General features: G+C 45.9%; 26 protein-coding genes and 1 tRNA gene. 19 read left to right on the forward strand and 8 right to left on the reverse strand.

The features are described from left to right. Nucleotides 1-92: 92 nt before the first annotated feature. The 4 genes from VJ374_RS02965 to VJ374_RS02980 all read left to right on the forward strand — a co-directional run bounded on the left by VJ374_RS02965 (nt 93) and on the right by VJ374_RS02980 (nt 2,546). On the forward strand, nt 93-608 hold the full coding sequence (locus VJ374_RS02965) for a GNAT family N-acetyltransferase (protein ID WP_035412512.1): 516 nt from the start codon (nt 93-95) through the stop codon (nt 606-608). Nucleotides 609-622: 14 nt separating this feature from the next. Continuing rightward, on the forward strand, nt 623-1,108 hold the full coding sequence (locus tag VJ374_RS02970; protein ID WP_329470107.1) for a GNAT family N-acetyltransferase: 486 nt from the start codon (nt 623-625) through the stop codon (nt 1,106-1,108). A gap of 29 nt (nt 1,109-1,137) precedes the next feature. Beyond that, nucleotides 1,138-1,497, forward strand: a complete 360-nt coding sequence (locus VJ374_RS02975) for a hypothetical protein (RefSeq protein WP_329470108.1) — start codon at nt 1,138-1,140, stop codon at nt 1,495-1,497. 113 nt (nt 1,498-1,610) lie between these two features. Beyond that, on the forward strand, nt 1,611-2,546 hold the full coding sequence (locus VJ374_RS02980) for a hypothetical protein (protein WP_035412518.1): 936 nt from the start codon (nt 1,611-1,613) through the stop codon (nt 2,544-2,546). Here VJ374_RS02980 and VJ374_RS02985 read toward each other — a convergent pair. After that, nucleotides 2,535-3,365 carry a GNAT family N-acetyltransferase gene (locus VJ374_RS02985; protein ID WP_329471010.1) on the reverse strand — a complete coding sequence of 277 codons (831 nt, stop codon included), beginning with the start codon at nt 3,363-3,365 and terminating at the stop codon, nt 2,535-2,537. The two genes, VJ374_RS02980 and VJ374_RS02985, sit on opposite strands and share 12 nt — an antisense overlap. Before the next feature lie 149 nt (nt 3,366-3,514). Between VJ374_RS02985 and VJ374_RS02990 the strand changes: the two genes are divergently transcribed. Further along, nucleotides 3,515-3,778 carry a hypothetical protein gene (locus VJ374_RS02990; RefSeq protein WP_035412522.1) on the forward strand — a complete coding sequence of 88 codons (264 nt, stop codon included), beginning with the start codon at nt 3,515-3,517 and terminating at the stop codon, nt 3,776-3,778. A gap of 97 nt (nt 3,779-3,875) precedes the next feature. Here the strand turns inward: VJ374_RS02990 and VJ374_RS02995 are convergent, their stop codons facing one another. After that, the gene (locus VJ374_RS02995; RefSeq protein WP_329470110.1) at nt 3,876-4,787 is read right to left on the reverse strand and encodes a hypothetical protein; all 912 of its coding nucleotides are present in this window, start codon (nt 4,785-4,787) and stop codon (nt 3,876-3,878) included. Nucleotides 4,788-4,931: 144 nt separating this feature from the next. Between VJ374_RS02995 and nfsA the strand changes: the two genes are divergently transcribed. From nfsA to VJ374_RS03020, 5 genes are all read left to right on the forward strand, one after another. Beyond that, a complete protein-coding gene (gene nfsA / locus VJ374_RS03000) occupies nt 4,932-5,678 on the forward strand; it encodes an oxygen-insensitive NADPH nitroreductase (RefSeq protein ID WP_329470112.1) in 747 nt (248 codons plus the stop codon). Nucleotides 5,679-5,693: 15 nt separating this feature from the next. Further along, on the forward strand, nt 5,694-6,899 hold the full coding sequence (locus VJ374_RS03005; protein ID WP_329470114.1) for an LCP family protein: 1,206 nt from the start codon (nt 5,694-5,696) through the stop codon (nt 6,897-6,899). A 156-nt stretch (nt 6,900-7,055) separates the two neighbouring features. Next, complete coding sequence (locus tag VJ374_RS03010; protein ID WP_329470116.1) at nt 7,056-7,766, forward strand: NAD(P)H-binding protein; 711 nt, start codon at nt 7,056-7,058, stop codon at nt 7,764-7,766. A gap of 150 nt (nt 7,767-7,916) precedes the next feature. Beyond that, on the forward strand, nt 7,917-8,453 hold the full coding sequence (locus tag VJ374_RS03015; RefSeq protein WP_231496927.1) for a TlpA family protein disulfide reductase: 537 nt from the start codon (nt 7,917-7,919) through the stop codon (nt 8,451-8,453). Nucleotides 8,454-8,455: 2 nt separating this feature from the next. After that, nucleotides 8,456-8,908 carry a hypothetical protein gene (locus VJ374_RS03020; RefSeq protein ID WP_035412539.1) on the forward strand — a complete coding sequence of 151 codons (453 nt, stop codon included), beginning with the start codon at nt 8,456-8,458 and terminating at the stop codon, nt 8,906-8,908. Between the two features lie 90 nt (nt 8,909-8,998). On the opposite strand, the gene VJ374_RS03025 is transcribed toward VJ374_RS03020, so the two are convergent. Next, nucleotides 8,999-9,208, reverse strand: a complete 210-nt coding sequence (locus tag VJ374_RS03025) for a DUF3006 domain-containing protein (protein ID WP_023467214.1) — start codon at nt 9,206-9,208, stop codon at nt 8,999-9,001. Between the two features lie 257 nt (nt 9,209-9,465). Beyond that, nucleotides 9,466-10,842 carry a Na+/H+ antiporter NhaC gene (nhaC, locus tag VJ374_RS03030; RefSeq protein ID WP_329470119.1) on the reverse strand — a complete coding sequence of 459 codons (1,377 nt, stop codon included), beginning with the start codon at nt 10,840-10,842 and terminating at the stop codon, nt 9,466-9,468. A 507-nt stretch (nt 10,843-11,349) separates the two neighbouring features. On the opposite strand from nhaC, the gene argC reads away from it, so the two are divergent. Genes argC through argF form a run of 7 tightly spaced genes read left to right on the forward strand, consistent with a single transcriptional unit; the run spans nt 11,350 to nt 20,513 of the window. Further along, nucleotides 11,350-12,381 (forward strand): N-acetyl-gamma-glutamyl-phosphate reductase, encoded by a 1,032-nt coding sequence (argC, locus tag VJ374_RS03035; RefSeq protein ID WP_290775359.1) that lies wholly within the window; start codon nt 11,350-11,352, stop codon nt 12,379-12,381. A 30-nt stretch (nt 12,382-12,411) separates the two neighbouring features. Beyond that, the gene (gene argJ / locus VJ374_RS03040; protein ID WP_329470121.1) at nt 12,412-13,629 is read left to right on the forward strand and encodes a bifunctional glutamate N-acetyltransferase/amino-acid acetyltransferase ArgJ; all 1,218 of its coding nucleotides are present in this window, start codon (nt 12,412-12,414) and stop codon (nt 13,627-13,629) included. After that, nucleotides 13,626-14,399 carry an acetylglutamate kinase gene (argB, locus tag VJ374_RS03045; protein ID WP_329470122.1) on the forward strand — a complete coding sequence of 258 codons (774 nt, stop codon included), beginning with the start codon at nt 13,626-13,628 and terminating at the stop codon, nt 14,397-14,399. The genes argJ and argB overlap by 4 nt, the downstream gene beginning before the upstream one ends. Beyond that, nucleotides 14,365-15,510, forward strand: coding sequence for an acetylornithine transaminase (locus tag VJ374_RS03050; protein WP_056063541.1), 1,146 nt, complete (start codon nt 14,365-14,367; stop codon nt 15,508-15,510). The genes argB and VJ374_RS03050 overlap by 35 nt, the downstream gene beginning before the upstream one ends. Further along, nucleotides 15,507-16,565, forward strand: a complete 1,059-nt coding sequence (locus VJ374_RS03055) for a carbamoyl phosphate synthase small subunit (RefSeq protein WP_329470124.1) — start codon at nt 15,507-15,509, stop codon at nt 16,563-16,565. Before VJ374_RS03050 ends, VJ374_RS03055 begins: the two co-directional genes overlap by 4 nt. Beyond that, a complete protein-coding gene (gene carB, locus VJ374_RS03060; protein WP_329470126.1) occupies nt 16,555-19,587 on the forward strand; it encodes a carbamoyl-phosphate synthase (glutamine-hydrolyzing) large subunit in 3,033 nt (1,010 codons plus the stop codon). Before VJ374_RS03055 ends, carB begins: the two co-directional genes overlap by 11 nt. Continuing rightward, a complete protein-coding gene (gene argF, locus VJ374_RS03065) occupies nt 19,584-20,513 on the forward strand; it encodes an ornithine carbamoyltransferase (RefSeq protein WP_056063549.1) in 930 nt (309 codons plus the stop codon). Before carB ends, argF begins: the two co-directional genes overlap by 4 nt. Nucleotides 20,514-20,566: 53 nt before the next feature. Here the strand turns inward: argF and VJ374_RS03070 are convergent, their stop codons facing one another. Both VJ374_RS03070 and VJ374_RS03075 read right to left on the reverse strand, forming a co-directional pair. Next, a complete protein-coding gene (locus VJ374_RS03070; protein ID WP_035412567.1) occupies nt 20,567-21,376 on the reverse strand; it encodes an MBL fold metallo-hydrolase in 810 nt (269 codons plus the stop codon). Between the two features lie 152 nt (nt 21,377-21,528). Continuing rightward, a tRNA-Gly gene (locus VJ374_RS03075) sits at nt 21,529-21,602 on the reverse strand. A 169-nt stretch (nt 21,603-21,771) separates the two neighbouring features. Between VJ374_RS03075 and VJ374_RS03080 the strand changes: the two genes are divergently transcribed. Beyond that, entirely contained in the window at nt 21,772-22,317 is a 546-nt protein-coding gene (locus VJ374_RS03080; protein WP_231496925.1) for an imm11 family protein, read from the forward strand. Continuing rightward, nucleotides 22,314-22,733: a hypothetical protein gene (locus tag VJ374_RS03085; RefSeq protein ID WP_023467229.1), complete on the forward strand. Its 420-nt coding sequence runs from the start codon at nt 22,314-22,316 to the stop codon at nt 22,731-22,733. The genes VJ374_RS03080 and VJ374_RS03085 overlap by 4 nt, the downstream gene beginning before the upstream one ends. Nucleotides 22,734-22,804: 71 nt before the next feature. Here VJ374_RS03085 and VJ374_RS03090 read toward each other — a convergent pair whose 3' ends face one another. Both VJ374_RS03090 and VJ374_RS03095 read right to left on the reverse strand, forming a co-directional pair. Beyond that, complete coding sequence (locus VJ374_RS03090) at nt 22,805-23,761, reverse strand: alpha/beta hydrolase (RefSeq protein ID WP_329470130.1); 957 nt, start codon at nt 23,759-23,761, stop codon at nt 22,805-22,807. Between the two features lie 16 nt (nt 23,762-23,777). Next, nucleotides 23,778-25,457 (reverse strand): formate--tetrahydrofolate ligase, encoded by a 1,680-nt coding sequence (locus VJ374_RS03095; protein WP_035412576.1) that lies wholly within the window; start codon nt 25,455-25,457, stop codon nt 23,778-23,780. Nucleotides 25,458-25,549: the final 92 nt, after the last annotated feature.

A 25,549-nucleotide genomic window follows, 5' to 3' on the forward strand; every position in this document is an offset into this window, starting at 1 on the left:
TAATGAAAAACATCGCACAGGTAGAATAATAGGGAAGAGGAATGAAGGGAAAAGAACTCGGGAAAAGAAACATATAGAAGGAGGCGATGAGGATGGAAAGTGAACGATTATGGATGCGACCATTCGAAGAAGCGGATTTCAGCTTTTACAAGTCACTTGTTCAAAATGAGCAAGTCATGCGCTATATCAATGGTGGCGTTGCTCTGAGTGAAGATGAGGCACGAGAATGGTTCGATCGACAATTGGAACGATACTCGGATGAACGACAAACTGGTTTTTTGCTGTTATTCAAAAAAGAAACGAATGAACCAATCGGTTTCGCTGGATTATTGATGCAGGAAGTGGATGGAAAAGAAGAATTAGAAGTCGGTTATTGGCTCGAACCGAAGCACTGGAAAGTCGGTTATGGTCGTGAAGCAGCGAAACGACTAATGATGGAAGCGTTTAATCGAGGGCATGATCGAATCATCTCGATCATTCATCCCGATAATCGTTCTTCTCAAAATGTCGCTCGCGCAAACGGTCTGAACTGGGAAAAAGATACGATTTTTAAAGACATCCCGGTCACGATCTATGCTGGACAATTATCACGACTTTGTCGTAACTAAAGAGGAGAGTTTTTATGTACGTATTCGCATTTGAGTCTTTTCATCACATGACACCCGATACGTTATATGCATTGTTGAAATTACGAATGGATATTTTCGTCGTTGAGCAGGAGTGTGCATATCCGGAACTAGATGATCAAGATCAACAAGCCACACACCTGATCGTACGTAACGAAAGCGGTCAAATCGTTGGATGTCTTCGGATATACAACCATCCGACAAAAGGATTAGCGATTGGCCGGGTTGCCGTTCATAGTACTCACCGATCAGTTGGATTGGCAAAACAAATGATGGAGAAAGCGATGGATTATTTGCAGGAAAAAGCTACGATCTACTTACAAGCGCAAGCGCACTTAGAAGGGTTTTACGGGTCATTTGGTTTCGAAACTGTATCCGAACCTTATTTAGAGGATGATATTCCACATGTAGATATGCAGTTTTACGCAAAGGATTCTAAAAAAGACTTCACGTCGTCGAAGGATAAACCGATGAATAAGTAGAATGAACTTTTCTCGGAGGTGGATCAGTCATGAAGAAAGTGCTGGTCATTTGCGCGCTTAGTTTAATCGGTATCCTCTCTTTAGGAGTCGGTATTTCGTATGCTCAATTGCAAGGGAATTACCGTGATTCTGAGCAAGAATTGATGACGATTTTAGAGCGACAACATGATTTATCGGCTTCCTCCTTTCTTGAAGTGCATGCCTCCTTTTCTTTACAGCATCGGCAAATCATACACGTCCGCCTTCGTGGCGAGCCTGCCATCATATACGAATTCATCCAACCAAAGGATGAAATCGAATATTATGGATCTGTCGGAACAAGTGTTGAAAAGACAGGGAAGCACGATGACGTCTTTCGAAATGCTCATCTAAAAGTCGGGGAAAAATAAAAAAATGGAGGATCTTCCGGAAACAACGGAAGATCCTCCATTTTTTGCTTTTAAGACGATCGGATATTGCGTACACTACGAAGAGATACTGGAATGAGGAGGTCGAGGGAATCATGTGGAAACCCTTTACGAAAAATCAATCAATTGCTCCGGCGTTGCAAGCCTTTCGGGAACTTGACGTTGAGATGTTTCGGACGCACGTTGCTCAACTGAACGATGCGGAACAACGTGCCTTACAATTCATTAAACGATCGCTAGAGCAGGATTCACCTGCTCATTTAGAACTAGCACTGGAGATGAAACAACCGTTCAGCGAAATCGATCGTCTGTTCCAAACGCTTGTCGCGTGTCAAAATCGTCAGCAGTTACTCGAGATGCTATTAGCGCATGGTCTTGACGTCAATCAAGTCTACACACTTGAGGGTCATCGCTCCATCGTCCGGCAGCCGCTTCACTTTCCTGTAGGTCTTTATGCGGCGCGTCATCCAGAGCTATGGACACTTGTCGCTACAAAATTGGACGTTACCTACACAATGCATCTTCAACGCAGTGATCAATTCATGGAGACGCATGAATTAAATCTGCTTGATCTCGTCTTATTACTTGATATCGAAGAAGAATTGACGATTCGAGTGCTGGATCAGCTGAGCGAATGCAAAGCGACCGTTGGGCTAGCAGAACGATTACAGCGCCCGACTTCACCGTTGTTGTTCAAAACAATTGAGGCAAATGCCTATCTTCCGACGTTCGTTTATGCGAAACATTACTTTCCATTCTATGCGTTGATTGGACGGCAAACGACGCTCTTTCCATCTTTATTAAAACGTGTGATGCAAGAGCCTGTTGCATCTGAAATCTGTAAGGATGCCTTGCTTGCTTTCCATAACCATCACCCTGGACTTGCTATGACAATGGGAGACGTCTATATCGAACAGTTATTCGGGATGGGTCTGGTGCTTCGTGACGTGGGGCACGTTGATTTTAGAAAAATGGATGCGGAGTATGTGTTACCTGAATACAGAGAGGTCGTCGATCGGTTAAACGATTAACGGGGGATGATCTGTACTAAATGTATGCCAATAAGAGGTTAACTGGATATCGCAAAACATCGTGGGACGATATAGTCGTAATACGTCTTGCTGTGTTGAAAGAAAAAAGACTTCAAACGTTTGAATGTTCGAACGTCGTAGTTTTTCCTGAAACGTATGGAGTATGCGACTTCCGTAGCCTTGACGTCTCAGCCCAGGTAGACAGGTGATTTCAAGAAGACGAATGTTCGGACCGAGTTTTTGAAATAAGAGTGTACCGACGATCAATTGCTTATCATAGACTAAATAAGGAACAGCTTTTCGCCTGATTAACTTTTCTAAATCAGCAACACTGTGAGGGAAGAAGTGGGTGGATCCTTTGAGGGCATCGTTACGAAGAGCCAGATACGTATCTTGATTGCGTTCATGAACAGCTTTCAAACGCAATGTGGCAGGTTGTCCGTCTGATAATCCGATCAAACGAAATTGTTCGGCATATAAACTGTAGCCAAGCTCTTTCCAAATCGAGGTTACAGAAAGGTCATGTGGTGGAGAAACTTGTACGTGAATTTGTCGACACCCTTGCCGAAGGGCATGTGTGTGTAATGAAATGGCGAGACGACGGAAGGCTTGAATATCATGAAAAGCTCCGTTCGTTAAACGAACGACATCATGTACGACATGATAGCCAAGTGTCGCCTGGATCTGACCAGACTCGAGGTAAATCCATTGACACTCTTCAAGAGGCTGAAAAAATGAAATATCATACGGCTGTTGATGAGAATGTAGAAGTTGATGGACGTGTCGTCTTTGAACATGAGACAATTGACCGTAATACACGATAGGCAAATTAAATTCCTCCTTTAAGAAAGTGAAGATGGTTGCATCTCACTTTTATTTTACAGGAAATAAAAGGTATTTATATCTTTTGTTTCAAATAAAAAGTAGACGGATTCCTGAAGATAAGAAAGAATCGAGGCAAAAATATCATGAAGTATTTTTGGATCATCATTGGGTTATCAGGATTTCTAATCAGTGCGGATACATTGACAGTAGAAGCACGTGATTACGATGAACCGGGCGTGAGTAGTTCGACGACGTATGGTAATTATGGAACGGAAGACCATATCATCGTTGATCGAAAAGAACCAATTTATGAAGGATTCGATTCACCAAACGATATGGCATTTTTATTTGCCTGTATTGCTTTACTGGCAACGGTTGGACTTGGAATCGTTAATGCTTCTGATTGAGATGAATCTGCTCTGAGCCACGAGAATACAAAAAGCAAGTGACGCTGTCCGTCACTTGCTTTTTTGTATAGTATGAGTGGTTAGGAAGAGAAGGACCTTAAAAATGAATACGTTTTTTACGTCCGACGCGCTCCATACGATCATGCTCTTGTTCTAGTCCAGCGCGCTCGAGGAGGTCGAGATAATAACGAAAAGGAGTCGAACGATGCGAAAAGTAAGGAATATATTCTGTGAACAGCATTGTCTCCGCTCGTTCTAAGGCTCGTAGTGAAATCAGGGCATGCAACTCTGCAAAGCGAATTTCTTGATAAGTGGATAAAGCATCTGCATCGATTCGGACATGTGACTGTAGTTTTTTTGCATGCACGTTCAAGCAATTGATATAGGCTTCTTGGTGTTCTGCTGTCTCACAGTGGGCAAGTACGGCAAGTAAAAGATCACTGCGTTCGGTATCAACGTCCATTGGAACTTTCAAGGCAGTATAGAGCGCGCGTTCCATCCACTCGATGCCATGACTATCATTTTTATAATAACCGACTAATTCTTGAAAAAAATCGACTTGTGAGACTTTTAATAGTCGAAAAGGATCGTTACTTAAAAATAAAGGTTCTTCTCCGGCAGCTGACGAAAGAAGAAAGAAAAACTCCTCAAAGGCAATCTGGGTTCCATTTTTGCGATGTGCATAATGGCGTAAATGCTTCAGCAAACGTTTTGCGGTAATATACCAATTCTTTTGTTCGCGAAGCGGTACGATTGGGTTTGGCTCAAGGTACTGTAAGTCGTACGCCAATTGGATGAACCGATCTGTCTGTGCGATGGTTTGTTCGACGGTCGGTTGTTCCTGTTCTTTTTGCAAATCCTTATACTTCACGAACTGTGTCAACATGGCGTCAAACTCTTTCTCTTCGATGACTTGTCTCGGAAGTTGACGATAGATTTCGACGATGATATCGCGAAGGGTCGTATCGCCATACTGTTCCAATAAAAGACGTAGTTTCCGTATTCTCATGATCGACCTCCTTCGCCAAAAAAGCACAGTACAACACTATTCATTTCCCGCTTTTTTCATAAACCGAACCTCTTCATTTGCGCTTTTTAGTCAGAGACGACTATCTTAAATAAGAAGACTCATTACAGAAGGGGACAATTACTCATGAATGAAACCATTCAACATTTACTCAACCACCGGTCAATCCGGAAATTCAAACAACATCAATTAGACGAAAAGACAATCGAGACACTTGTTAAAGCAGCGCAGGCTGCATCGACATCTTCTTATCAGCAAGCCTATGCGATTATCGGTGTCGAAGATGAAGAATTGAAACGACAACTAGTCGACGTTGCAAGTGGTCAACAATACGTGGCAGAAAATAGTTATTTCTTTGTATTTTGTATGGATTACCACAAACACATGTTAGCAGCAGAACTAGCAGGGGGGGATGTAAATCGGACGATCGAGACGACAGAAGCACTTGTTGTGGGGGCTGTTGATGCGGGACTCGCTGCTCAAAATTTAGTCGTAGCTGCCGAGTCGCTCGGATATGGAACAGTCTATATCGGTTCACTGCGTAATGATGCCCGTCGTGTCAGCGAGCTCTTACAACTTCCTGATCACGTCGTACCATTATTCGGAGTCGCAGTCGGTCTTGCGGATCAGCAACCTGGTAAAAAACCCCGCCTTCCGATGGATGCGGTCTTCCACCGGAATACGTATACTGATGACGATACGATGCGTGACTTACTGGCACAATACGAAGAGTCGACGTCATCGTATTACGGAGAACGGACCGGTGGTCAACGGACAGAAGGGTGGGTCAAACAGATGGCTGCCTCGATGCACGAACCGAAACGGACGTATCTCCGCGAATTCTTGAAAGAGAAACAAATCGCAAAAGATTGATACGGAGGTATCTGAATGGCAGAACATCAACCACAGCGCTCCCGCTTGGAGCGACGACGCTTAGAACTAGAAGAGCAAGCAAAAGAAGAGGCATTTTCGTCGGAAGAGTCGATTGCTCATGAACCACTTAAGGGACAGCAGGGAACAGAAACGTACCATCGATATGTTGAAGAGCAACGACGGGACCAAAAAAGTACATCGCGTCGTTCTAAAAACAGCGTACTGAAACAGGTCGTACAGATGATCGGGAGCGCAGGCTCGCGATTGTTTTCTAATCAAGAACGCTCGAGACGTTCGAGAAAGACTGGGCGATCAGAGCAATCCGTGCAAAAAAAAACTGACGTATCTTCAAAAGAAGCCTATCCTAAAAAAATCAAGAAAAAACGTCGTTTTAAACGAAAGCTTCTTGGATTGTTTTTGCTGTTGCTCATCGCATTCGTTCTTTTTGCCTCCCAACCCTTCACGTTTTTGTTGATCGGTAGTGACGCACGACCTGGAGAATCGTTACGCGGGTCACGTTCAGACTCCCTGTCGGTTATGCAATTCATTCCACTTTCTCGAACGATTCAGTTGACATCGATTCCTCGGGACACGTATACACCGATCTCCTGTGAGAATGGAAAGAAAGATAAAATCACACATGCTTTTGCCTTCGGTGGAGAAGAATGTACACAAGATGCCGTTTCTGGTCTACTCGATGAAGACATCGATGGGAAGATCGTTATCTCCTTCGATAGTTTCATCGGATTAGTTGATCAAATCGGCGGAATCGATCTTGTATCGACAGGAACGTTCTCCGAGCAGGATGCAAGTGGGAAAGCAAATCAGTATTCATTCCAGAAAGGAAAGGAATACCATATGGATGGTGCAATGGCACTTGCCTATTCGAGACACCGTAAAACGGACAATGACGGGGCACGCGCAAATCGTCAGTCGGAAGTCATCCAAGCCGTCGCGACGGACTTGTTGAAGCCAACTGGATGGTCGAAAATTCCGGCAGCGCACACGTATATGAAAGAAGAGATGAACCTCGATTTAAGTGTTCGTGAGATGGCAACAGCAGGTTTATCGATCGCCTTGATGTCAGAACGGAAACACTATGAAATTGAAGCCGTCAGTCAGCGATTGAATGGTATTTTCTATGACTTACCGAATGAGAAGGCACTGCAAGAACTACGTGATCGTCTCGATACGACGTTTTATGGTACCTTGAAGAACTAAAGGGGAGGGGTTTCCTTCCGGTCATTGCGGGTATAAATTGATGTACGTTGCTCCTTTGGTGGATCGTGTTAGGTCATCTCCGAAAGTAACGATTTTTGGACATGACATCATGACATTCCACGAAGGTGACTAACTTATCGAGGAGGGACCCCCCATATGAAAGTACTAGTTGTAGGTGCATCCGGTACGATTGGAGCGCGCGTCGTCAAATCGCTTGCCAAGGGTCATCAGGTCACGGTCATCGTTCGTCACGAACATCTGGTGGAACGATTCGAAAAACTCGGTGTCAAGGCACATTACGTCGATATTGAAACAGAACTCGAAAAAGTCATTGAACATGGAGTCGCAGGACAGGATGCAGTCATTTGTGCGGCGACCGCAGGAGTAGACGGCGAAGCAACGGAAATTGAACTGCTGGATCGGACAGTTGCCTTAAAAACGATCGATGCAGCTAAAAAAGCGCGTATACGTCATTTCGTACTATTAAGTGCGTACGGTGCAGATCGACCTGAGCAATTTAAAAAGGATGTCTATCCGTTCTATGCTGCTAAGAATGCGGCTGAAGAGCAGATTGAACATAGCGGTTTGACGTATACGATCATTTGTCCCGTTGCCATCACGACTGGTGAAGGGCGCGGTTTGATTGAGGCAGATGAAGATTTGAAAGATACAAAGGATGCAACGATTTCGGAAACAGATGTCGCATCGATTCTCGTTGCTTCCGTTGATAATCGGTCAGTATTCAATCGACGTCTAGAAGTCAAGGAAGGGAAGACATCCTTGAATGAGGCCTTAGGCGGAACCGAGGCAGTCGGTAGCGTCAAAGATAACCGTCAAGTCAAAAAACAATTACCACGTTTTAACTAATCATTTAAAGAGCGTATCTAAATAAAATGAGGCGAACTCTTTTCTGTTTACAAAACAGAAGAGTTCGCTTTTTTGTTGATAAAAGAAGACGGTCGAAAAGAGGAAGTCTGCTACACTTAACGAAGAAGGAGGGGATTAGATGTGAAAAAAATGTTGATCTATCTGATCCTAGCGATCGCTATCATCGGCATTGCCTATCAAGGTTATCAAACATACGATGCGAAGCAAAAGAAAGTAGAACAACAACAAAAACAAGCATCACAAGGTGGTCTAGAGGTAGGGATGAAAGCCCCGAATCTATCCTTGCGTCAAGAAGGAAAAACAATCGATCTAGACGAAATTAATCATGATGTCTTTGTTATTAATTTTTGGGCGACGTGGTGTCCACCTTGCAAACAAGAAATTCCAGAACTAAATGCCTTTGCACGACATACGAATATACCTGTTTATGGCATCAACGTCACGACATCGGAGAGGCGTGTTTCAGATGTTGCCGATTTTCTGAAGCAGACACCTGTTGAATATTCCGTGTTGTATGATCGAACAGGAAATTCAGAAGACGCCTATCGTCTCGTAGCAATGCCCGCAACCTATGTATTAGATCGTAAAGGAACGATTCTTGCAAAACATGTCGGTCCTGTGACGGAACAGATGTTAAAAGAGATGGTGAAACGAACAGGAGGATGACAATGGAACTCCTATGCGACAACTGCTCCTTTCAACAAACATTTCAACTCGGTCAACTAGATGGGTGGCCGACGTTTCCTGCTGTCTTGACGCAAGGAGTTGAAGCGTTCATGACAGGTCTGCCGCTTTGGTTCGTACCGTCGATGCATGAACCGGTCTTACAGCGGACGTATGTGGACGACTGGAATCGTTTTCGTTTAATCCAATACTATCAGCTACATCAAGCAGAAGTAGCGGATGATTGGGTACCGTACCAATTAGACTTATATCATTGTCCAACATGTCACCAGTTTTCAAATCGATTTTGGTGTGCTTTATTTTTGCAATTGGATGTCGTACAGCCACAGTATGTGTGTCCAAACGATCAAACAATATTAGAACGAATCGAAATATCTGATGTCCATCAGTACCCTTGTCCGTCGTGTAGTCACCATTCCCTATATGTTCGTCGTTAAAGCGAAAAAGCCATTCGTTTCATGAAGGACTGATGAGAGAAATTTTTCTCTATAGTCGATGCATGATACCGAATGGCTTTTTATCGATCATCAGCCCATTTGCCGAAACGAAAACGTTTGAAAGGAAGAGGGTGATGAATTGCTGACATCTAACGTATAAGTCGTACCGTCAAAAATAATTGTATCGCCTAATCTTGCTTCAGGTGGTAAATAACGTCGTGGAATGAAGCTTGAACCATTTTCCCACAGTAGAACGGCATATTTACCATCAAGTCGCTCCAGCGTACCACGTTTGATCATATTAACTCCTCCCACAATTACATCGAAGTCGTTCCTCGATCGAACAGGAACGTACTCTTTCTCTATCATTCTCTGTAAATTTTATTCTTATGTTTGGTATATTCCCAGTTCGTTTCATCTTTACACATAATTCTTTAAAAAAACGTGATTCCAAGCCGTTTTCGTCGTAATTCGGACGTAATTAACTGGAAATAAAAGCGATAGTGGCAGAAAAAAAGATCCGATATGTCATATCGGACCTCTAATATGAAATAGACTTAAGAAGCGAGGGACTGTTTCGTTTGGACTTTAGTCGGACGAAGAAAAGCAAGTAAGAACGTAAACAATGGTGAAAGAAGTAAAAAGAATGCGAACGGGATGTATTCCGTTACCGGAACACCTAGTGTTGAAGCGAAGAATGCTCCGGAAACTCCCCACGGAATGAGTGGATTGACGAGTGTTCCTCCATCCTCTAGTGAACGAGAAAGGAAACGTGGATCAATGTGACGTTCTTCAAAAACCCGTTTAAATGCTTGTCCTGGCAATAAAATCGACAAGTACTGTTCTCCAGCCATCACGTTGACACCGATGGAAGATAAGGCAACAGCAGAGATGATACTTCCATCGCGTTTGAGTCGTGAAACGGTCCGTTCAATGATGACATCGATGACACCGATGCCGCGTAAAACACCACCGAAAGCGAGTGCGAGCATGACGAGCGAAACGGACCACATCATTGATTGCAAGCCACCCTTACTGATGATTGCTGCGACGGTTTTACTAGAAGATTCTAGTTTTAAACCGTTTTGAATGACGGCCATCCAATTTGAAACGTCCCAATTTCCTTGAACGAGACCTGTTAACAATAGACCACTTAAGACACCAGCTACAAGTGTCGGGATGACCGGCATCTTACGCAATGCTAGAACCATGACAAGTAAAGGAGAAAGTAGCGTCCATGGTGATAGATGGAACAAGCGGGCTAATTCCTCTTGTGTCGTTTTCACAACAGTCGAATCGACCGTGCCACTGCTACGTCCAAAGATGAAGAACAAAATAAATGTGATCGTGATGGCAGGAATCGTCGTTCCCATCATGAAACGAATATGATCAAATACGGTAACGTTGACGATTCCCGGTGCAAAGTTCGTCGTATCTGACAAAGGTGACATCTTATCTCCAAAACATGCGCCACTGATGATAGCACCTGCTGCAAGTGCGGGATTGACACCTAACGCGATTGCGATTCCCATTAAGGCAACACCAACCGTACCGATCGTCGTAAATGAACTGCCTGTAAAGGTCGAAACGACCATCGCAATGAGAAGGGCGCTCGGTGCGAACCAAGTCGCCGAAAGAGTGGATAAACCAAAATGAAGAAGGGTCGGCACTGCGCCACTCATCATCCAGACTGCGATCGTTATGCCGACGAGTAACATGATTAAGATTGGTTTAATCGCTTCCCGAATACCTTGAATCATATGATGTTCAACGTCTTCGAACTTAAATCCACGATAAACAGCATATCCTGAGACGAAAATAAGACTGGATAAGATGGCAAGATGCGGTTCGGCTTTAGCACCGAATAACGCGGACAATAAGATGATGATGCTGATTCCTAGGATAGCTGCGGATTCACGGAATGACATGCGCATGCTTCCACCTCCTTAAAAGAATATGGATAGATGATAGTCCTCTGTTGCTAACACGCTTTTATGCATGAAAGCAATGAACAAACGTAATCTTAACGAATAATAACGTTGGCGTCAACTATAAGAGATTCGCCAATGAATTAGAAAAGAGTATAAATGTGACGATTTTTTGTCGTAAACGCTTTCTTTTTTTCTTTAAATCTTGCACAATAGGAAGTATCAGATGACATTTTTGTGAACGATGAGGAGGATACATATGTTTACAATGATTTTTGTGGTAGTCGTTGCGATCATGGGTGCAGGCGTATTTGGGATCGATCATCTCGTAGCACAACGTGCTGAAAAGCGTTAAATGAGTGGATATAAAAGAAGTGTTGAAGGGGCTGTCTTATAGAAGACAATCACTTCAACGCTTCTTTTTTGCATAAAAACTAATAAAAATTCAATTGACAGTATAAATATACATATGTTTAAATCGGTATAACATTCTTTGAAGGGGAGCGTACAGTTATGAAATGTACCATCATCGGAGTAACAGGATACACCGGAATTGAACTATTAAGGCTATTAGAAGCACATCCTTCATTTGAAATCGTTTGTTTGATGAGTGATTCGATGGCAGGACAATCGATGAATGAGTTATTCCCATTCATGAATAAAAAAACGTATTCATTATTATCTTCCTTTTCCGTAGAACATTTAACGGAAACAGAGACAGACATAGTGTTCTTAGCGACACCGAGTGGAGTCTCGAAACAATACTTAGAACAACTTCAAAATTGGTCCGGTTACGTTATCGATTTAAGTGGTGATTTACGACTACCGTCTGAATCGTATGAAGCTTGGTATGATAAGGAACCAATTGATGCCCAGTTACAACAAAAAGCGACGTATGGTTTACCGGAATGGAATCGTCAAGCAATCAAAACGAGCAGATGGATTGCGAATCCCGGTTGTTATGCGACAGCGGTCCTTCTTGGACTAGCACCATTCGTAAAAGAGAAAAAAATCGATCCCTCTCAAATCATCATCCAAGCATCTTCTGGTCTAACGGGAGCAGGAAAGACGTTGACAACACAGACTCATCATGTCCATTCCAGTGAAAACGTTCGTTTATATAAAGTAAATCAACACCAACATATTCCAGAAATTGAACAGGCACTTTTGGAATGGACCGGTTCATCGTATCCGATCACGTTCTCGACGCAATTATTACCGATCAATCGAGGCATCATGGCGATCATGACGGTCCAGCCGTTCCTTGATCAATCAGAAGCAGAATGGCGATCCTGGTTGACGGAACAGTATGCAACGGAACCGTTTATACGTGTACAACACAGCGATCCGGAGATTAAGTCCGTCGTGGGTAGCAACCACTGTGATTTGACCGTCTATAAGGATGAACGGACAGGGCGCGTTACCATCGTTTCGGTCATCGATAATATGCAAAAAGGTGCTGCCGGACAGGCCGTTCAAAATGCCAACATTCTAGCAGGATTTGATGAAATGTCTGGTTTGACCCAACAACCGATCTTTATTTAAATACTTGGAGACGAAAGAGGAGGAACGCCTGTGTGGCAAGTACAAGTAGAGACCCCATTGACGATCACGACACCGAAGGGATTTCAAGCATCAGGGGTACACGTGGGGCTAAAGCGAAAGCGAAAGGATCTTGGTTTGATTTGGTGTGAGGAAGGAGCAAGTGCCGCAGCTGTCTATACGACGAATCAGGTGCAAGCAGCACCGATTACTGTGACGAAGCAAGCGATTCAGGCGTCACAAGGACGCATTCATGCCGTCCTCGTCAACAGCGGGAACGCGAATGCCTGTACGGGAGAACTTGGTCTATCACATGCGTATACATCACAACAAGCGTTAGCGACACATTTCGGGATCGCTCCTGAACAAGTTGTCATCGCTTCGACTGGGATCATCGGTCAACCGTTAGCCATTGATACGTTACTGGCAGGTATTCCACAGCTGATTCCTACAAATGACAAGGATGCCGCGAGTGATTTCGCCCATGCGATCCTGACAACCGATACCGGTACGAAATCAGCTGGTCAACAATACATGCAAGGTGATGTCCAAATTTCAGTATGTGGTGTAGCGAAAGGATCAGGGATGATTCATCCGAACATGGCGACGATGCTTGGGTTCTTGACGACCGATGCAACGATTGAACCGGATGTCTTACAGACACTATTGCGCCGGACGATTCATCGGACGTTTAACTGCATTACCGTAGATGGAGACAGTTCGACAAATGACATGGTCATGATTTTAGCGAGTGGAGCTGCAGGGGGAGCGCCGATCGTTGAAGGTACGGACGAAGCATTCGCATTCGAACAGGCCATCGAAACGGTTTGTCAAGATTTAGCGAAACAAATTGCGCGGGACGGGGAAGGTGCGACGAAGTTAATCGAAGTGACGGTAAAGGGAACACAAACCGATGAAGTAGCGCGGATGGTCGCTAAACAAGTCGTCGGATCGTCTCTCGTCAAAACAGCAATCTTTGGGGAAGATGCGAACTGGGGACGAATCATCGCTGCTGTCGGAAGTATCAAGGAGCCGCTTGATGTATCAAACGTTGATATTAAAATTGGTTCGCAGTGGGTGTTACAACAGAGCATGCCTGTCTTATTCGATGAAGCAGTTGCATCGCAGGAACTGGCAAAGCAGGATGTACAGATTCACATTGATTTGCATGATGGAGTAGGACAAGGACACGCTTACGGCTGTGACCTGACGTACGATTACGTCAAAATCAATGCGAGTTACCGGACATGACGAAACGAAAAGTCATCAAACTAGGTGGTAGTGTGTGGGAGCAATTGGATACGCGGTATTTCGAGGAATGGAAAGCGTGGGTCGAAACCGGTAACGAATTATTGATCGTCCATGGAGGTGGTCCTCTTCTATCGAGTTACTGTGAACAAGAGGGAATCAAACCCGTGTTTCGAAACGGTGTCCGTGTAACGACGGATGGTGTCTTACTCGGGGCGCGACGGATCTTAGCAGGGGAAGTCCAATCCGGGATCGTTCAGCAGTTGAATCAAGCGGGGATTCCTGCCGTCGGGATGAGCGGGTTAGACGGCGCAAGCGTCCATGGTAAAAAAGTCAAAGGACTCGGGGCAGTCGGTCAGATCACGCACATTCATCCGCGATTGTTCACGGTGTTGAGTACGAATGGTTATGTGCCGGTCGTCACATCCCTTGTCACAGGGGAGCAAGGTGTATTGAACAGTAACGGGGACGCGTGTGCGATTGCTGTCGCGAAAGCTTGGTCTGTCGACCGATTTGAATTGTTGACGGATGTTGAGGGTGTAAAAGTAAACGGTGACTATCAATCAGAAATCACGTCTGCAGCCATCGAAGCTGCGATCGCGTCGGGAGAAATCTACGGGGGAATGATTCCGAAGGTCGAAGCGATGATGCAGGCCACTCAGCATGGTATTCCAGAGATCGTCATTCGGTCTGGGAAAAATGCGTTAGCTGCAGGGACACGAATCAAGGAGGAATTACATGAGTGCACTACTACCCACTTATCAACGTACTGATGTGGAATTGGTCAAAGGACAAGGGTCGATCGTAGAAGATGCGACAGGAAAGACGTATCTTGATTTCATCATGGGAATCGCTGTATGCAACACAGGGCACCGTCATCCTTATGTTCAGCAACGGCTAGAGGAACAGTTGAACCGAATTTGGCATACGTCGAATCTGTTTCAAATCGCGGCACAAGAGCGGGTCGCCGAGCGACTGACGGAAGACAGTCATCTCAGTCATGCTTTCTTTTGTAACAGTGGTGCTGAAGCAAACGAGGCGGCGTACAAACTCGTTCGAAAATGGACAGGGAAAACAGAAGTTGTCACGTTTAAACAATCTTTCCATGGTCGGACATTTGCGATGATGGGCGCAACAGGACAGGAAAAAATCAAAGCGGGATACGGGGAGATGGTGAATGGATTCAAACATCTACCGTTTAACGAGATGGAAAGCCTATCAGCAATTACGGATCAAACTGCTGCTGTATGGCTCGAAATCATTCAAGGAGAGGGTGGGGTCGTCGTCGCTGACGATGCGTGGCTAGAAGCGTTGATGAAGAAGGCGCAGCAATACGATGTCAAAATCATCGTCGATGAAGTGCAAACCGGAATTGGTCGGACGGGTTCACGTTTTGCATTTGAGCAGACACCACTCGTACCGGATATCATCACCCTTGCGAAAGGACTTGGAAGTGGACTCGCGGTTGGTGCGCTACTCGCAACGGAAGAGGCAGCAGAAGTATTCACGCCCGGATCGCATGGTTCGACATTTGGTGGAAATCCACTCGCGATGACAGCTGCAGAAGCAACACTTGACCTCTTGTTAAGTGACACTGTCATGGCAGACATTCAAGAAAAAGGTGAATATTTACGTCAACAATTAGAAAAAAAATTACCCAAGTCGATCGTGAGTTCTATTCGTGGTCGTGGCTTGATGATTGGTATTGAATGTACGATGCCTGTCGCACCGCTGATTGACGCCTTACGTGAGAATGGTCTTCTTGTCGTTTCGGCTGGTCCTCATGTCATTCGCTTGTTGCCATCGTTATTCGTGACGGAACAAGAACTCACGCAAGCCATCGAAAAAATACAACTCGTTTGTCAACAGGAGGTCATCGTATGAAACAATCCGGAAAACTAACGCTTGCGAACGGAACGACGTTTACCGGTTCGTGGCAAGGAACAGTTCCAGTCAAAGGAGAAGTCGTCTTTTTTACTGGGATGACAGGATATCAGGAAGTCTTAACGGATCCATCTTATCAGGGGCAAATTCTTGTCTTCACATATCCGTTGATCGGTCAATACGGTATTCAAGCGGAGGCGTCAGAAAGCAACCAGATTCAAGTCGCTGGTGTCATCGTTCAAACTTTGGCTGAGGATGGGCAAGGAACATCACTCGCAAGCTGGCTAGGCGAAGCGAATGTTCCGGTTTTGTCGGGAGTAGATACGCGTTCCCTTGTACATCTATTACGGACAGAGGGCGACCAATTTGGAGACATGATGCAGGAGAATATGACAGTACCGGAGTCAGTAGACGCAGCATACATCGCTTCTGTGTCGACGACTTCAAACGTTGAATACGTTCCGGAAGTCGAAGAGGGTCATGTCGTCTGTATCGATTACGGTGTGAAACAATCGATGATCGATGCTTTGCTTGAACGGCATATGCGTGTGACGGTCGTGCCATACGATACGACACCGGAACGGATTCAAGCACTGGCACCAGACGGTCTGCTGTTTTCCAATGGACCTGGTGATCCGACGCAACTAGATCCATTCCTTTCAGAAATCCGTGAACTGGCGACGAGCTATCCGACACTTGGTATTTGTATGGGACACCAAGTTCTCGCTCATGCGTTCGGTTGTACCTTATTAAAACAACATCATGGACACCGAGGAGCGAATCATCCTGTACGTCATCTAGCATCCGGACAAGTATTCATGACGTCTCAGAATCATGGTTATGCCGTTGATGTTAAAAGCATCGAAGCGTCTGAGATGGAACTTGCGTATGAACACATCAATGATGGATCCGTTGAAGGATTGATTCATCCGGCTCTACCGATCATGACAGTCCAGTTTCACCCAGAAGCGAGTCCAGGACCGACAGAGGCGATGGTCGTCTTCGATCAATTCGTAAATACCGTATTACATGAGGAGGTAGCATATGTGGGATAAACAGAAAGTACTCGTCATCGGTTCGGGTCCGATCGTCATCGGACAAGCAGCAGAATTTGATTATTCCGGCACACAAGCCTGTCAGGCGCTTCGAGAAGCGGGATGCGAGGTCATCTTAATGAATTCGAATCCGGCTACTATCATGACGGATCCGAGCACGGCAGATCATGTCTACATTGAGGCGATGACTCTTGAAAAAGCAATAGCTATCATCAAACAAGATCGACCGTCCCATCTCCTAGCGACGGTCGGCGGACAAACGGCACTCAATCTTGCAATGTCACTCGAAGAAGCAGGAGTACTTGAGCAATACGGTGTCGAACTCCTAGGGACATCGCTTGAGACGATCCGAGACGGAGAAGATCGCGAACGATTCAAGCAAAAGATGATCGAGCTCGCGCAACCGCTCCCGGAAAGTCAAACGATCGAATCGTTAGCAGAGCTTGAAGAATTCATGGCAGTACATGGTGTCCCACTCGTCATCCGACCAGCCTTTACGCTCGGGGGAACGGGCGGTGGAATTGCGCTGACAAAGGACGAAGCACGTCTGCTAGCGCAAAACGGCTTACAAGCAAGTCCGATTTCACAGTGTTTGGTTGAAGTGAGTATTGCTGGTTATAAAGAAGTTGAATATGAAGTCATGCGTGACAGTGCAGATACGACGATCATCGTCTGTAACATGGAAAACATTGATCCCGTCGGTGTCCATACCGGAGACTCTGTCGTCTTTGCACCGATTCAATCGATTTCGGATCGAATGAATCAGCAATTGCGGACGGAAGCGCGTAAAATCGTGTCGCACCTCGGTGTCATCGGTGGATGCAACATCCAGTTTGCGATCCACCCGACGGAAGAACGCTACTTCGTCATTGAAGTCAATCCGCGTGTCAGTCGCTCTTCAGCACTTGCTTCCAAAGCGACGGGATATCCGATTGCGAAATTAGCGACGCGTCTTGCACTCGGTGAGCGACTCGACGACTGTATCAATCCTGTCACAAAGGAGACGATGGCGAGCTTCGAACCGACGATGGATTATATCACGGCAAAAGTGCCTTGTTTCCCGTTCGATCTATTTACTGGCAGTAACCGGACACTTGGTACACAAATGAAGGCGACCGGTGAGAGTATGGCGATGGGGAAGACGCTGGAAGAAGCGTTACAAAAGGCGTGGCGTGGTGCAGGAGTCGAGCAATCGCCTCTTTATCCGACATGGATGAAAACAGCGGAGGCTGGCGTATTGTGGAAAGAAATAAAAGCGCCGACGGACCGTCGTCTGCTCGCGATGTTAGCACTACTAGATCGTCAGGAAACGACCGTCGAAGAACTCGTCGAACAGACGAAAGTACAAGCTTTATTCGTCAAAGTACTCCAGCGCCTCGTCGATCAGCAACAAAAAATTGATTTATCGAATGAAAGTTCTTTAAAACAGACAAAAATGATGGGCTTCACGGACGAACAAATTGCCCTTCTGACGGGTGTCGGTGCTGTAGACATCGAGCACTTACGTAAAGAAAAAGGCATCCTTCCTGTCTATCATATGATTGATACATGTGCAGGAGAGTTCAAGAGTGCAACTCCTTACTTCTACGGAAACTGGAGTGGTCAAACGGAAGTCACTGCATCGACGAAAAAGAAAGTCGCTGTCATCGGTGCGGGACCCATTCGGATCGGTCAAGGAATCGAATTTGATTATTGTTCCGTTCACGCGGTACGTGCACTACAAGCATCCGGTTATGAAACGATCATGATCAACAATAATCCGGAGACCGTCTCGACCGACTTCGAAGTCGCAGATCGCCTATATGTTGAGCCCCTGACACTCGAAGACGTCATGCATGTCCTAGAAGCAGAGGATTGCCAAGATGTATTAGTCCAGTTCGGAGGACAAACGGGGATTGCGCTTGCGTCTGGTTTAGAGACAGCCGGTTATAATCTTCTTGGAACGACGGCAGCTGTCATCGATCAAATGGAAGACCGTGAGCGGTTCTATCAATTTTTAGATGACATCGGAATCGATCGTATTCCAGGACAAGAAGTGGCGACACACGAACAAATGATAGAAGTCGCAACAACGATTGGTTATCCGGTCATGATTCGTCCTTCCTATGTCATCGGAGGTAAAGGGATGCATATCATCCACGATCAAGAGCAATTAGAGACGATCGTTTCCGAATTAGCATTCCCTGTCCTTGTGGATGCCTACCTCCAAGGAAAGGAAATCGAAGTCGATTGCATTACGGATGGAACAACGACGTACGTTCCGATTTTGATGGAGCAATTGGAACGGGCAGGAGTTCACTCTGGAGATTCGACGATGATTCTACCACCTGTATCGCTCAGCGCTACCGTTCAGAGCGAAGTAGAACGAATTGCACAGATGATCGGGCAACGGATGGATTATAAAGGAGCGTACAATATCCAATTCGTCTTGCATGACGATCAGGTCTACGTGCTAGAAATCAATCCGCGTGCCTCCCGCACGTTACCGATCGTCGCCAAAGTAATGGGTCAACCAATCTTGCAGTGGGCAGTCCAAGCTGCTGTCGGTCAAGCGGTCGCACTACCAACAGAACAGACGAAACTTAATTTCCATGCCGTCAAGACCCCTGTTTTTTCAACGCTGAAACTACAAGGAGTCGATCCGAAAACAGGCCCTGTCATGCGTTCGACAGGTGAAACGTTGCAATGGACGACAGACGGACTGGCACTGGAGCGTTTCATTTTCGACGAGACGACGAAACGACATTTGACCGCAAGAGACATCATCGTTGCTGGAGCAGATACCGAGGCATTCGGAACAGGTGTAGCGTTAGATGAAACGATCGACTGGGCACAATGTGCGATTTTCTATTCACACGTGACAGAAGAAAAAACCAGTCGCGAAGCAGCGCTTGCTGCCGGAGTACAAGTTCTGACAGAACCTGAACTAGCACAGTATCATCTACAAGCGGTAGAAAAGTCCTCTTATGCTATTAAGCCACTTCATACATGGACAGAGCCGATCAAGGAGGAAGTAAAATGAAGACGATGCAACAACTGCAACATTTCTTGACGATGGCGGAACTGACGCCGGAAGCATTGACGGAGCTATTGGCACTCGCGAAAGATATCAAGCATCAACCAAGCGTTTACCAAAACGTATTAAGCCATAAAAAAGTTGCCTTATTGTTTGAAAAGGCATCGACGCGGACACGCCTATCATTTGAAGTGGGTGTTGTCGAACTTGGCGGGCATCCAATCGTACTGAGTGGAGCAGATATGCAAATCGGTCGGGGGGAGCCGCTTTCTGATACGATTCAAGTCATGAGCCGTTACGTCGATGCCCTCATGATCCGGACGTTCGGTCATGAGATCGTCGATACACTTGCGGCACATGGCACGATTCCAATCATTAACGGACTGACGGATTTGCATCATCCGTGCCAAGTCCTTGCTGACTTGCTGACGATCGAAGAGACATTCGGAACCCGGGCTGGAAAGATTTTGACATATATCGGGGACGGGAACAATATGGCGCATTCGCTAATGATTGGTGGAGCGCTCAGTGGAATGGAAGTCCGAATTTGTGCGCCAGCAGCCTATGCTCCTGATCCACAAGTCGTTCATGAGGCACAAGCCATCGCGAAAGAAACCGGTGGAAATATCATCGTCATGACGGACCCTAAGGAAGCAGCGAGTGGTGCGGATGTCGTGTATACGGATGTCTTCGCAAGCATGGGGCAAGAGGAAGAAGCGACGATGCGTCTGCAAGCATTTGAAGGATATCAGGTCAATGACGATATCATGAATCAAGCGAATGATGAAGCCATTTTCTTGCACTGCCTGCCGGCACACCGTGGGGAGGAAGTCACGGCAGACGTCATCGATGGCAAGCAATCTGTCATCTTCGATCAAGCCGAGAATCGTCTCCATGCACAAAAAGCGTTACTCGTCACATTACTTGGATAATCATAAAAGACTCGGTCGCCGATTTAGCGACCGAGTCTTTTGGTTGATGAAAGTTAATCGTAGTGACGCCGTGCTAATCGTTCCTCGTGTTCTTGTTTGACTTGTCGCTTATTTTTTTCGTGCAGACGTTTCATGAACGGAGTCGTTTGCCAGGATGGTGCCCAGTCAGATTCTTTTCCGGCACGGAGCGCGAGGATATAATCATAGCTCTGATGAAGTCGTTCAATCATCTCTGTTCGGACATCGCAAATGTGACCGTGTCCGGGAATCAAGAGTTTGACTTCATATTCATAAATGAACGACTCGAGTAGTTCGAGTGTCGTCAAATATTCAGAGGAATCGTGTTCAATCAAAGGGATTTCAACATCGGAAGCATAATCACCGCAGACTAACAAGTGAAGTGGCATAACGATGAAGGAAAGGTGAGTCGCTTCATGACCGGGCGTCATAAAGAAGATCAGCTTCGTCTGTCCAATCGTCAAAATCGTTTCAGACTCATGGATCACATGCGTCACATCTGGAAATAGCACGGGGGAGTCGATGTAAAATTCATCGTTAAAGTCTTGAACGGCTTTGAGCGCTTCTTGTCGATCGACATCGATGAACGGTTTAGAAGCGATGACGATGGCATCCGTAAAGGCGTAAGCACCTAAAATATGATCAAAATGAGCATGCGTATAGACGACATATAATGGTCGTTCACGACGCACGATTTCAACGTCTCGACGAATCGTTGCAATCTCATCAGGAAGCCAGCCAGGATCGACGACAATCAGACAATCAGGCGTCTCGATCAATGTTGAGGTTGTTTTCATAAGTGTACTTTGATAAATCGTCACGCCAGGCATTTTCATCTGAATCATACGAATCCTCCTTTACGAATCTCTATCTATATCGTTGTATACCCATAAATTCGTTGGAATCATCAGCAGAACCAATAAAAAAGACGACTCGCACGCCGCGAGTCGCCTGCCCTCTAGAGGGAAATGGTCCTAGACCTATGTTATGTCATAATTGGAGCGGGTGAAGAGAATCGAACTCTCGTCATCAGCTTGGAAGGCTGAGGTTTTACCATTAAACTACACCCGCGTATTGGCTACATGAAATATAGTAGCATAGCAAAGAGAGCATTTCCATAACTTTTATGAAAAAAGGCAATTTCTTTTGAGATTCAGTGTACAATAATACTAGTTAATCGTTTACACTGGTAATCTTGATTTGTAATATGGGTAAAGTTGGGTAGAGGAGAGAGTGTCTGGTGAATGAAGTAAGAGTTTGGAGCGAACAGCCGATGGGAAAAGGATGGGAAGCAATTTGTCATCACCAATTCGATCGTCATCGCTTATTGATAGGAGAGTGGTTCCATAACGTAGGTGTACTTGCTTTTTCCATCAATCAAGATGCGGATTTGCTACCGGATGTCCTTCCGAACACATTCGATCTGCCGCTCGTCTCGGAACGTGTGCAGCGAGTCATTGCAGCATATGCGCCCTTTTCTGTACAATGTCTCAAGGTACATCTTGAGACGAAGGACGGAGTGGTTCCGTACTATCTTCTCAATCTCTTATCTGTCAGTCGGATCGAACATTTACATACGACGGATGTATTCCGTCCGATTCCGAGACGGCGCGTCTATTTTTTGACAGAGCGACGAATCAGCGATTCGATATGTCCGCATCATCTTATGCGAGATGAGCGAACACATCGCATGTTCGTCTCTGCTCAACTCGCTCGACAATTCGAGCGTATGGCTGTGACGGGTATTCGCTTTGAAGAGATACAACGAATGGAGGAATTCAAATGAAACAGTACACAGTCGATCATTGGATCACGCTAGAATATCCAAAGGTATTTGAATATCAAGAAGAAGAAACATACGTCAGTTTTTATTCAACAGACGAAAATGCAATGGGCACGCTACAATTATCCATTTATGAGTCCGATTCAGAAGAACTGACACCGTATGAAGCGGCAGAACAAGAAATCAATCTGTTGGTAGAAGAGTTCGGCATCGAACTAACGGGAGCACTTGAAGTCCGCCGTAATTCAACAAAAGAAGCATTGCTAGCAGTAGACGGGAAAGAAGAAGATATCTTCTTACGCATCTATGCGTATTCAGACGGGGAACGGCTAGTCCTATTGACATACTCCGCAGAACGCGAGACGCTTGAAATCGAGGAAATCGAAGCGATGATTTCTTCACTAACTTGGATTCAATGAAGTACACAATAGATTGTTCAAAAGGCAGCAGATCCAAGGATCTGCTGCCTTTTTGTATCGATCGATATGACTTAAGAAGAACGAGAAGATGAGCGTGTAGCTGCAGGGTTGACTTGTTTATTCAACCAGCTCGCGATATCTGCGAAAACGCGGATACGTTCGAACTCATGGAAGAGCTCGTGGCGTAACCCTTTATAAATCGTCAGCTGTACGGCATCGACACGGACACGGTTATACATATCGAACAGATGATGGATACCTTTGCCGTCAAATGCGACCGGGTCATCGCCACCCGCAATGAGCAACAGTGGTAAGTGACGCGGATGCTGATAGATGGAGGCAAGTGCGTTGACGAGTTTCGTTGCGTGCAAGAGTTCATGGAAGAACCCGAGTGTGACCGTTTGACCGGATAACGGATCTTCATCATAGCGCATGACGGATTGTAGATCCGAAGAGAGCCAGGCATTTTTCGATAGTGCTGGGAAGAAACGTAGATTATAGCGTCCGAAGACCAGTTGTCCGAAACGTTCAGCAAGATGTGTAGAAGAAAGCTGATTGATTTGGCGTTCGACGAGCTTTTCGCTGATGTTACCGAGTAAACCTGTGCTCGTCGGAGGGCCGCTCGCGATGATTCCTGCTACCGTGTGACCGAGTGTTTGACCAATCCGGCGAGCGATCAACGAACCAAAACTGTGACCGAAAATGAATACTGGTAACGTCGGGTAACGTTCTTTGATGTCAGAGACGAGTTCTTCTGCGTCCTGCATCAATTGATTAAAACCTTGATTCGGTTCAAGATGACCGAGTGTCCCGCGCTGTGCAGCTTGAGTTCCGAAACAGCGCAAATCTGCGATGATCGTGTGGTAATGATGAGCATAGAGGAATTCTGCGAATTCCTCATACCGTGCGCCATGCTCCATCATCCCGTGAAAGACGATCACGACTCCTTTCGAATCATGTGCTTCGAGGCTATGCAATGTCGTAGTATAGCCGTCAGAGGCTATCCAGTGTGAATGATCAATCGTCATGTAACTCATCCTCTCATTAAGAAAGTCCGAATACCTGTCCGTCTTCCGAAACGCCCATATGGAAGGCAGCAGGAACCGCGGGTAATCCCGGCATCGTTAATACATTCCCAGTCAATGCAACGATGAATCCTGCACCAATCGATGGTCGGATTTCACGAACTGTAATCGTGAAGTCTTCGACACGACCATACCGAGCGGGGTCATCGGTTAAAGAAAATGGCGTTTTTGCCATACAAATCGGTAAATGATTCAATCCCATCTCCGTACACCGTTCGAGTTCGCGGAGGGCTTTGTCTTCAAAATGAACGTCGGCTGCGCCATAGACACGTTTTGCGATACGTTCGATCTTTTGACGAAGCGGCAACTCGTCAGGGTACAGTGGACGGAACTGGCTTGGTTCCTCAAGTGCTTGCATGACTTCCGCGACGAGTGCTTCACCGCCGGCACCGCCTTTACTGAAGACTTCGCTTTCCGCCACACGAATATTTCGTTCCTGGCACCATGTCAAAATCATGTTCCGCTCGGCTTCCGTATCGGTGAAGAAACGGTTCAAGGCAACGACGGCAGGGACACCGAACAAGTTCATCGTCTCAACGTGTTTTTCAAGTAAAGCAAGACCATCCGTTAAGGCAGCGAGGTTTTCTTCGCTGAGTTGTGTTCTGTCTACACCACCATGCATCTTCAAGGCACGAACCGTAGCGACGATGACGACGGCATCCGGATGGAGTTTGCCAATCCGAGATTTGATATTGAAGAATTTCTCAGCTCCTAAGTCAGCGCCGAATCCTGCTTCTGTGACAACGTAGTCACTTAACTTCAACGCGGTTTGTGTAGCAATCAAAGAGTTGCAGCCGTGTGCGATGTTCGCGAACGGTCCGCCATGAATCAATGCCGGTGTTCCTTCGACGGTCTGAACGAGGTTTGGGCGGAATGCATCTTTTAGAAGTAACGTTGCAGCTCCTGATGCTTGAATATCCTTGACCGTAACCGGCTGTTGATCGTACGTATACGCAACGACAATGCGGCTCAGGCGTCGTTCGAGATCCGTGATAGAGTCTGATAGACAGAGGACAGCCATGATTTCGGAAGCGACCGTGATATCGAAGCCATCTTGACGCGGAACGCCATGTGCAGGACCGCCGAGACCAATCGTAACTTGGCGCAAGGCACGGTCGTTTAAATCAAGCACACGTTTCCAGACGATACGGCGTGGATCAATGCCAAGAATGTTGCCTTGATGCAGGTGATTGTCGAGCAAGGCACTGATTGTATTATGAGCAGATGTGATCGCATGCATATCACCTGTGAAATGGAGATTGATCTCCTCCATCGGCAGGACTTGGCTATAGCCACCACCACACGCACCACCTTTTAATCCCATCGTCGGACCAAGTGAGGGTTCCCGTAAACAAATCATCGTCTTATGGTTTGCTCGGTGTAGTGCTTGTCCGAGTCCGACAGTGACGGTTGATTTCCCTTCACCGGCAGCCGTTGGATTGATAGCAGTGACAAGAATCAGTTTGCCGTCAGATTTCGTTGCCAGCCGGTTCAGCAGCCCGTCTGTCAACTTCGCTTTATACTTTCCGTACGTATCAAAATCTTCTTCTTGCAAACCAATCCGATCCGCGATTTCTCGAATCGGGCGTAAGACAGTTTGTTGTGCGATTTCTAAGTCAGAACGAATGGTCTTTTCCATGGTATCGACTCCCTCTTTGATTGGATCTCTCTTTTTTCTAATAGTAGCCTATCTAGTGTGAACGCGCCAAAAGAAAACGTTCAATATTTTCC

It is taken from the genome of Exiguobacterium sp. 9-2 (assembly GCF_036287235.1).
Taxonomy (GTDB): Bacteria; Bacillota; Bacilli; order Exiguobacteriales; family Exiguobacteriaceae; genus Exiguobacterium_A.

Bases quoted from the DNA above. Each gene is read 5' to 3' on its own strand.
- VJ374_RS02965 (WP_035412512.1), top strand. From the start codon at position 93: ATGGAAAGTGAACGATTATGGATGCGACCATTCGAAGAAGCGGATTTC.
- VJ374_RS02970 (WP_329470107.1), top strand. From the start codon at position 623: ATGTACGTATTCGCATTTGAGTCTTTTCATCACATGACACCCGATACG.
- VJ374_RS02975 (WP_329470108.1), top strand. From the start codon at position 1,138: ATGAAGAAAGTGCTGGTCATTTGCGCGCTTAGTTTAATCGGTATCCTC.
- VJ374_RS02980 (WP_035412518.1), top strand. From the start codon at position 1,611: ATGTGGAAACCCTTTACGAAAAATCAATCAATTGCTCCGGCGTTGCAA.
- VJ374_RS02990 (WP_035412522.1), top strand. From the start codon at position 3,515: ATGAAGTATTTTTGGATCATCATTGGGTTATCAGGATTTCTAATCAGT.
- VJ374_RS02995 (WP_329470110.1), bottom strand. From the start codon at position 4,787: ATGAGAATACGGAAACTACGTCTTTTATTGGAACAGTATGGCGATACG.
- nfsA (WP_329470112.1), top strand. From the start codon at position 4,932: ATGAATGAAACCATTCAACATTTACTCAACCACCGGTCAATCCGGAAA.
- VJ374_RS03005 (WP_329470114.1), top strand. From the start codon at position 5,694: ATGGCAGAACATCAACCACAGCGCTCCCGCTTGGAGCGACGACGCTTA.
- VJ374_RS03010 (WP_329470116.1), top strand. From the start codon at position 7,056: ATGAAAGTACTAGTTGTAGGTGCATCCGGTACGATTGGAGCGCGCGTC.
- VJ374_RS03015 (WP_231496927.1), top strand. From the start codon at position 7,917: ATGTTGATCTATCTGATCCTAGCGATCGCTATCATCGGCATTGCCTAT.
- VJ374_RS03020 (WP_035412539.1), top strand. From the start codon at position 8,456: ATGGAACTCCTATGCGACAACTGCTCCTTTCAACAAACATTTCAACTC.
- VJ374_RS03025 (WP_023467214.1), bottom strand. From the start codon at position 9,208: ATGATCAAACGTGGTACGCTGGAGCGACTTGATGGTAAATATGCCGTT.
- nhaC (WP_329470119.1), bottom strand. From the start codon at position 10,842: ATGCGCATGTCATTCCGTGAATCCGCAGCTATCCTAGGAATCAGCATC.
- argC (WP_290775359.1), top strand. From the start codon at position 11,350: ATGAAATGTACCATCATCGGAGTAACAGGATACACCGGAATTGAACTA.
- argB (WP_329470122.1), top strand. From the start codon at position 13,626: ATGACGAAACGAAAAGTCATCAAACTAGGTGGTAGTGTGTGGGAGCAA.
- VJ374_RS03050 (WP_056063541.1), top strand. From the start codon at position 14,365: ATGAGTGCACTACTACCCACTTATCAACGTACTGATGTGGAATTGGTC.
- VJ374_RS03055 (WP_329470124.1), top strand. From the start codon at position 15,507: ATGAAACAATCCGGAAAACTAACGCTTGCGAACGGAACGACGTTTACC.
- carB (WP_329470126.1), top strand. From the start codon at position 16,555: ATGTGGGATAAACAGAAAGTACTCGTCATCGGTTCGGGTCCGATCGTC.
- argF (WP_056063549.1), top strand. From the start codon at position 19,584: ATGAAGACGATGCAACAACTGCAACATTTCTTGACGATGGCGGAACTG.
- VJ374_RS03070 (WP_035412567.1), bottom strand. From the start codon at position 21,376: ATGATTCAGATGAAAATGCCTGGCGTGACGATTTATCAAAGTACACTT.
- VJ374_RS03085 (WP_023467229.1), top strand. From the start codon at position 22,314: ATGAAACAGTACACAGTCGATCATTGGATCACGCTAGAATATCCAAAG.
- VJ374_RS03090 (WP_329470130.1), bottom strand. From the start codon at position 23,761: ATGACGATTGATCATTCACACTGGATAGCCTCTGACGGCTATACTACG.
- VJ374_RS03095 (WP_035412576.1), bottom strand. From the start codon at position 25,457: ATGGAAAAGACCATTCGTTCTGACTTAGAAATCGCACAACAAACTGTC.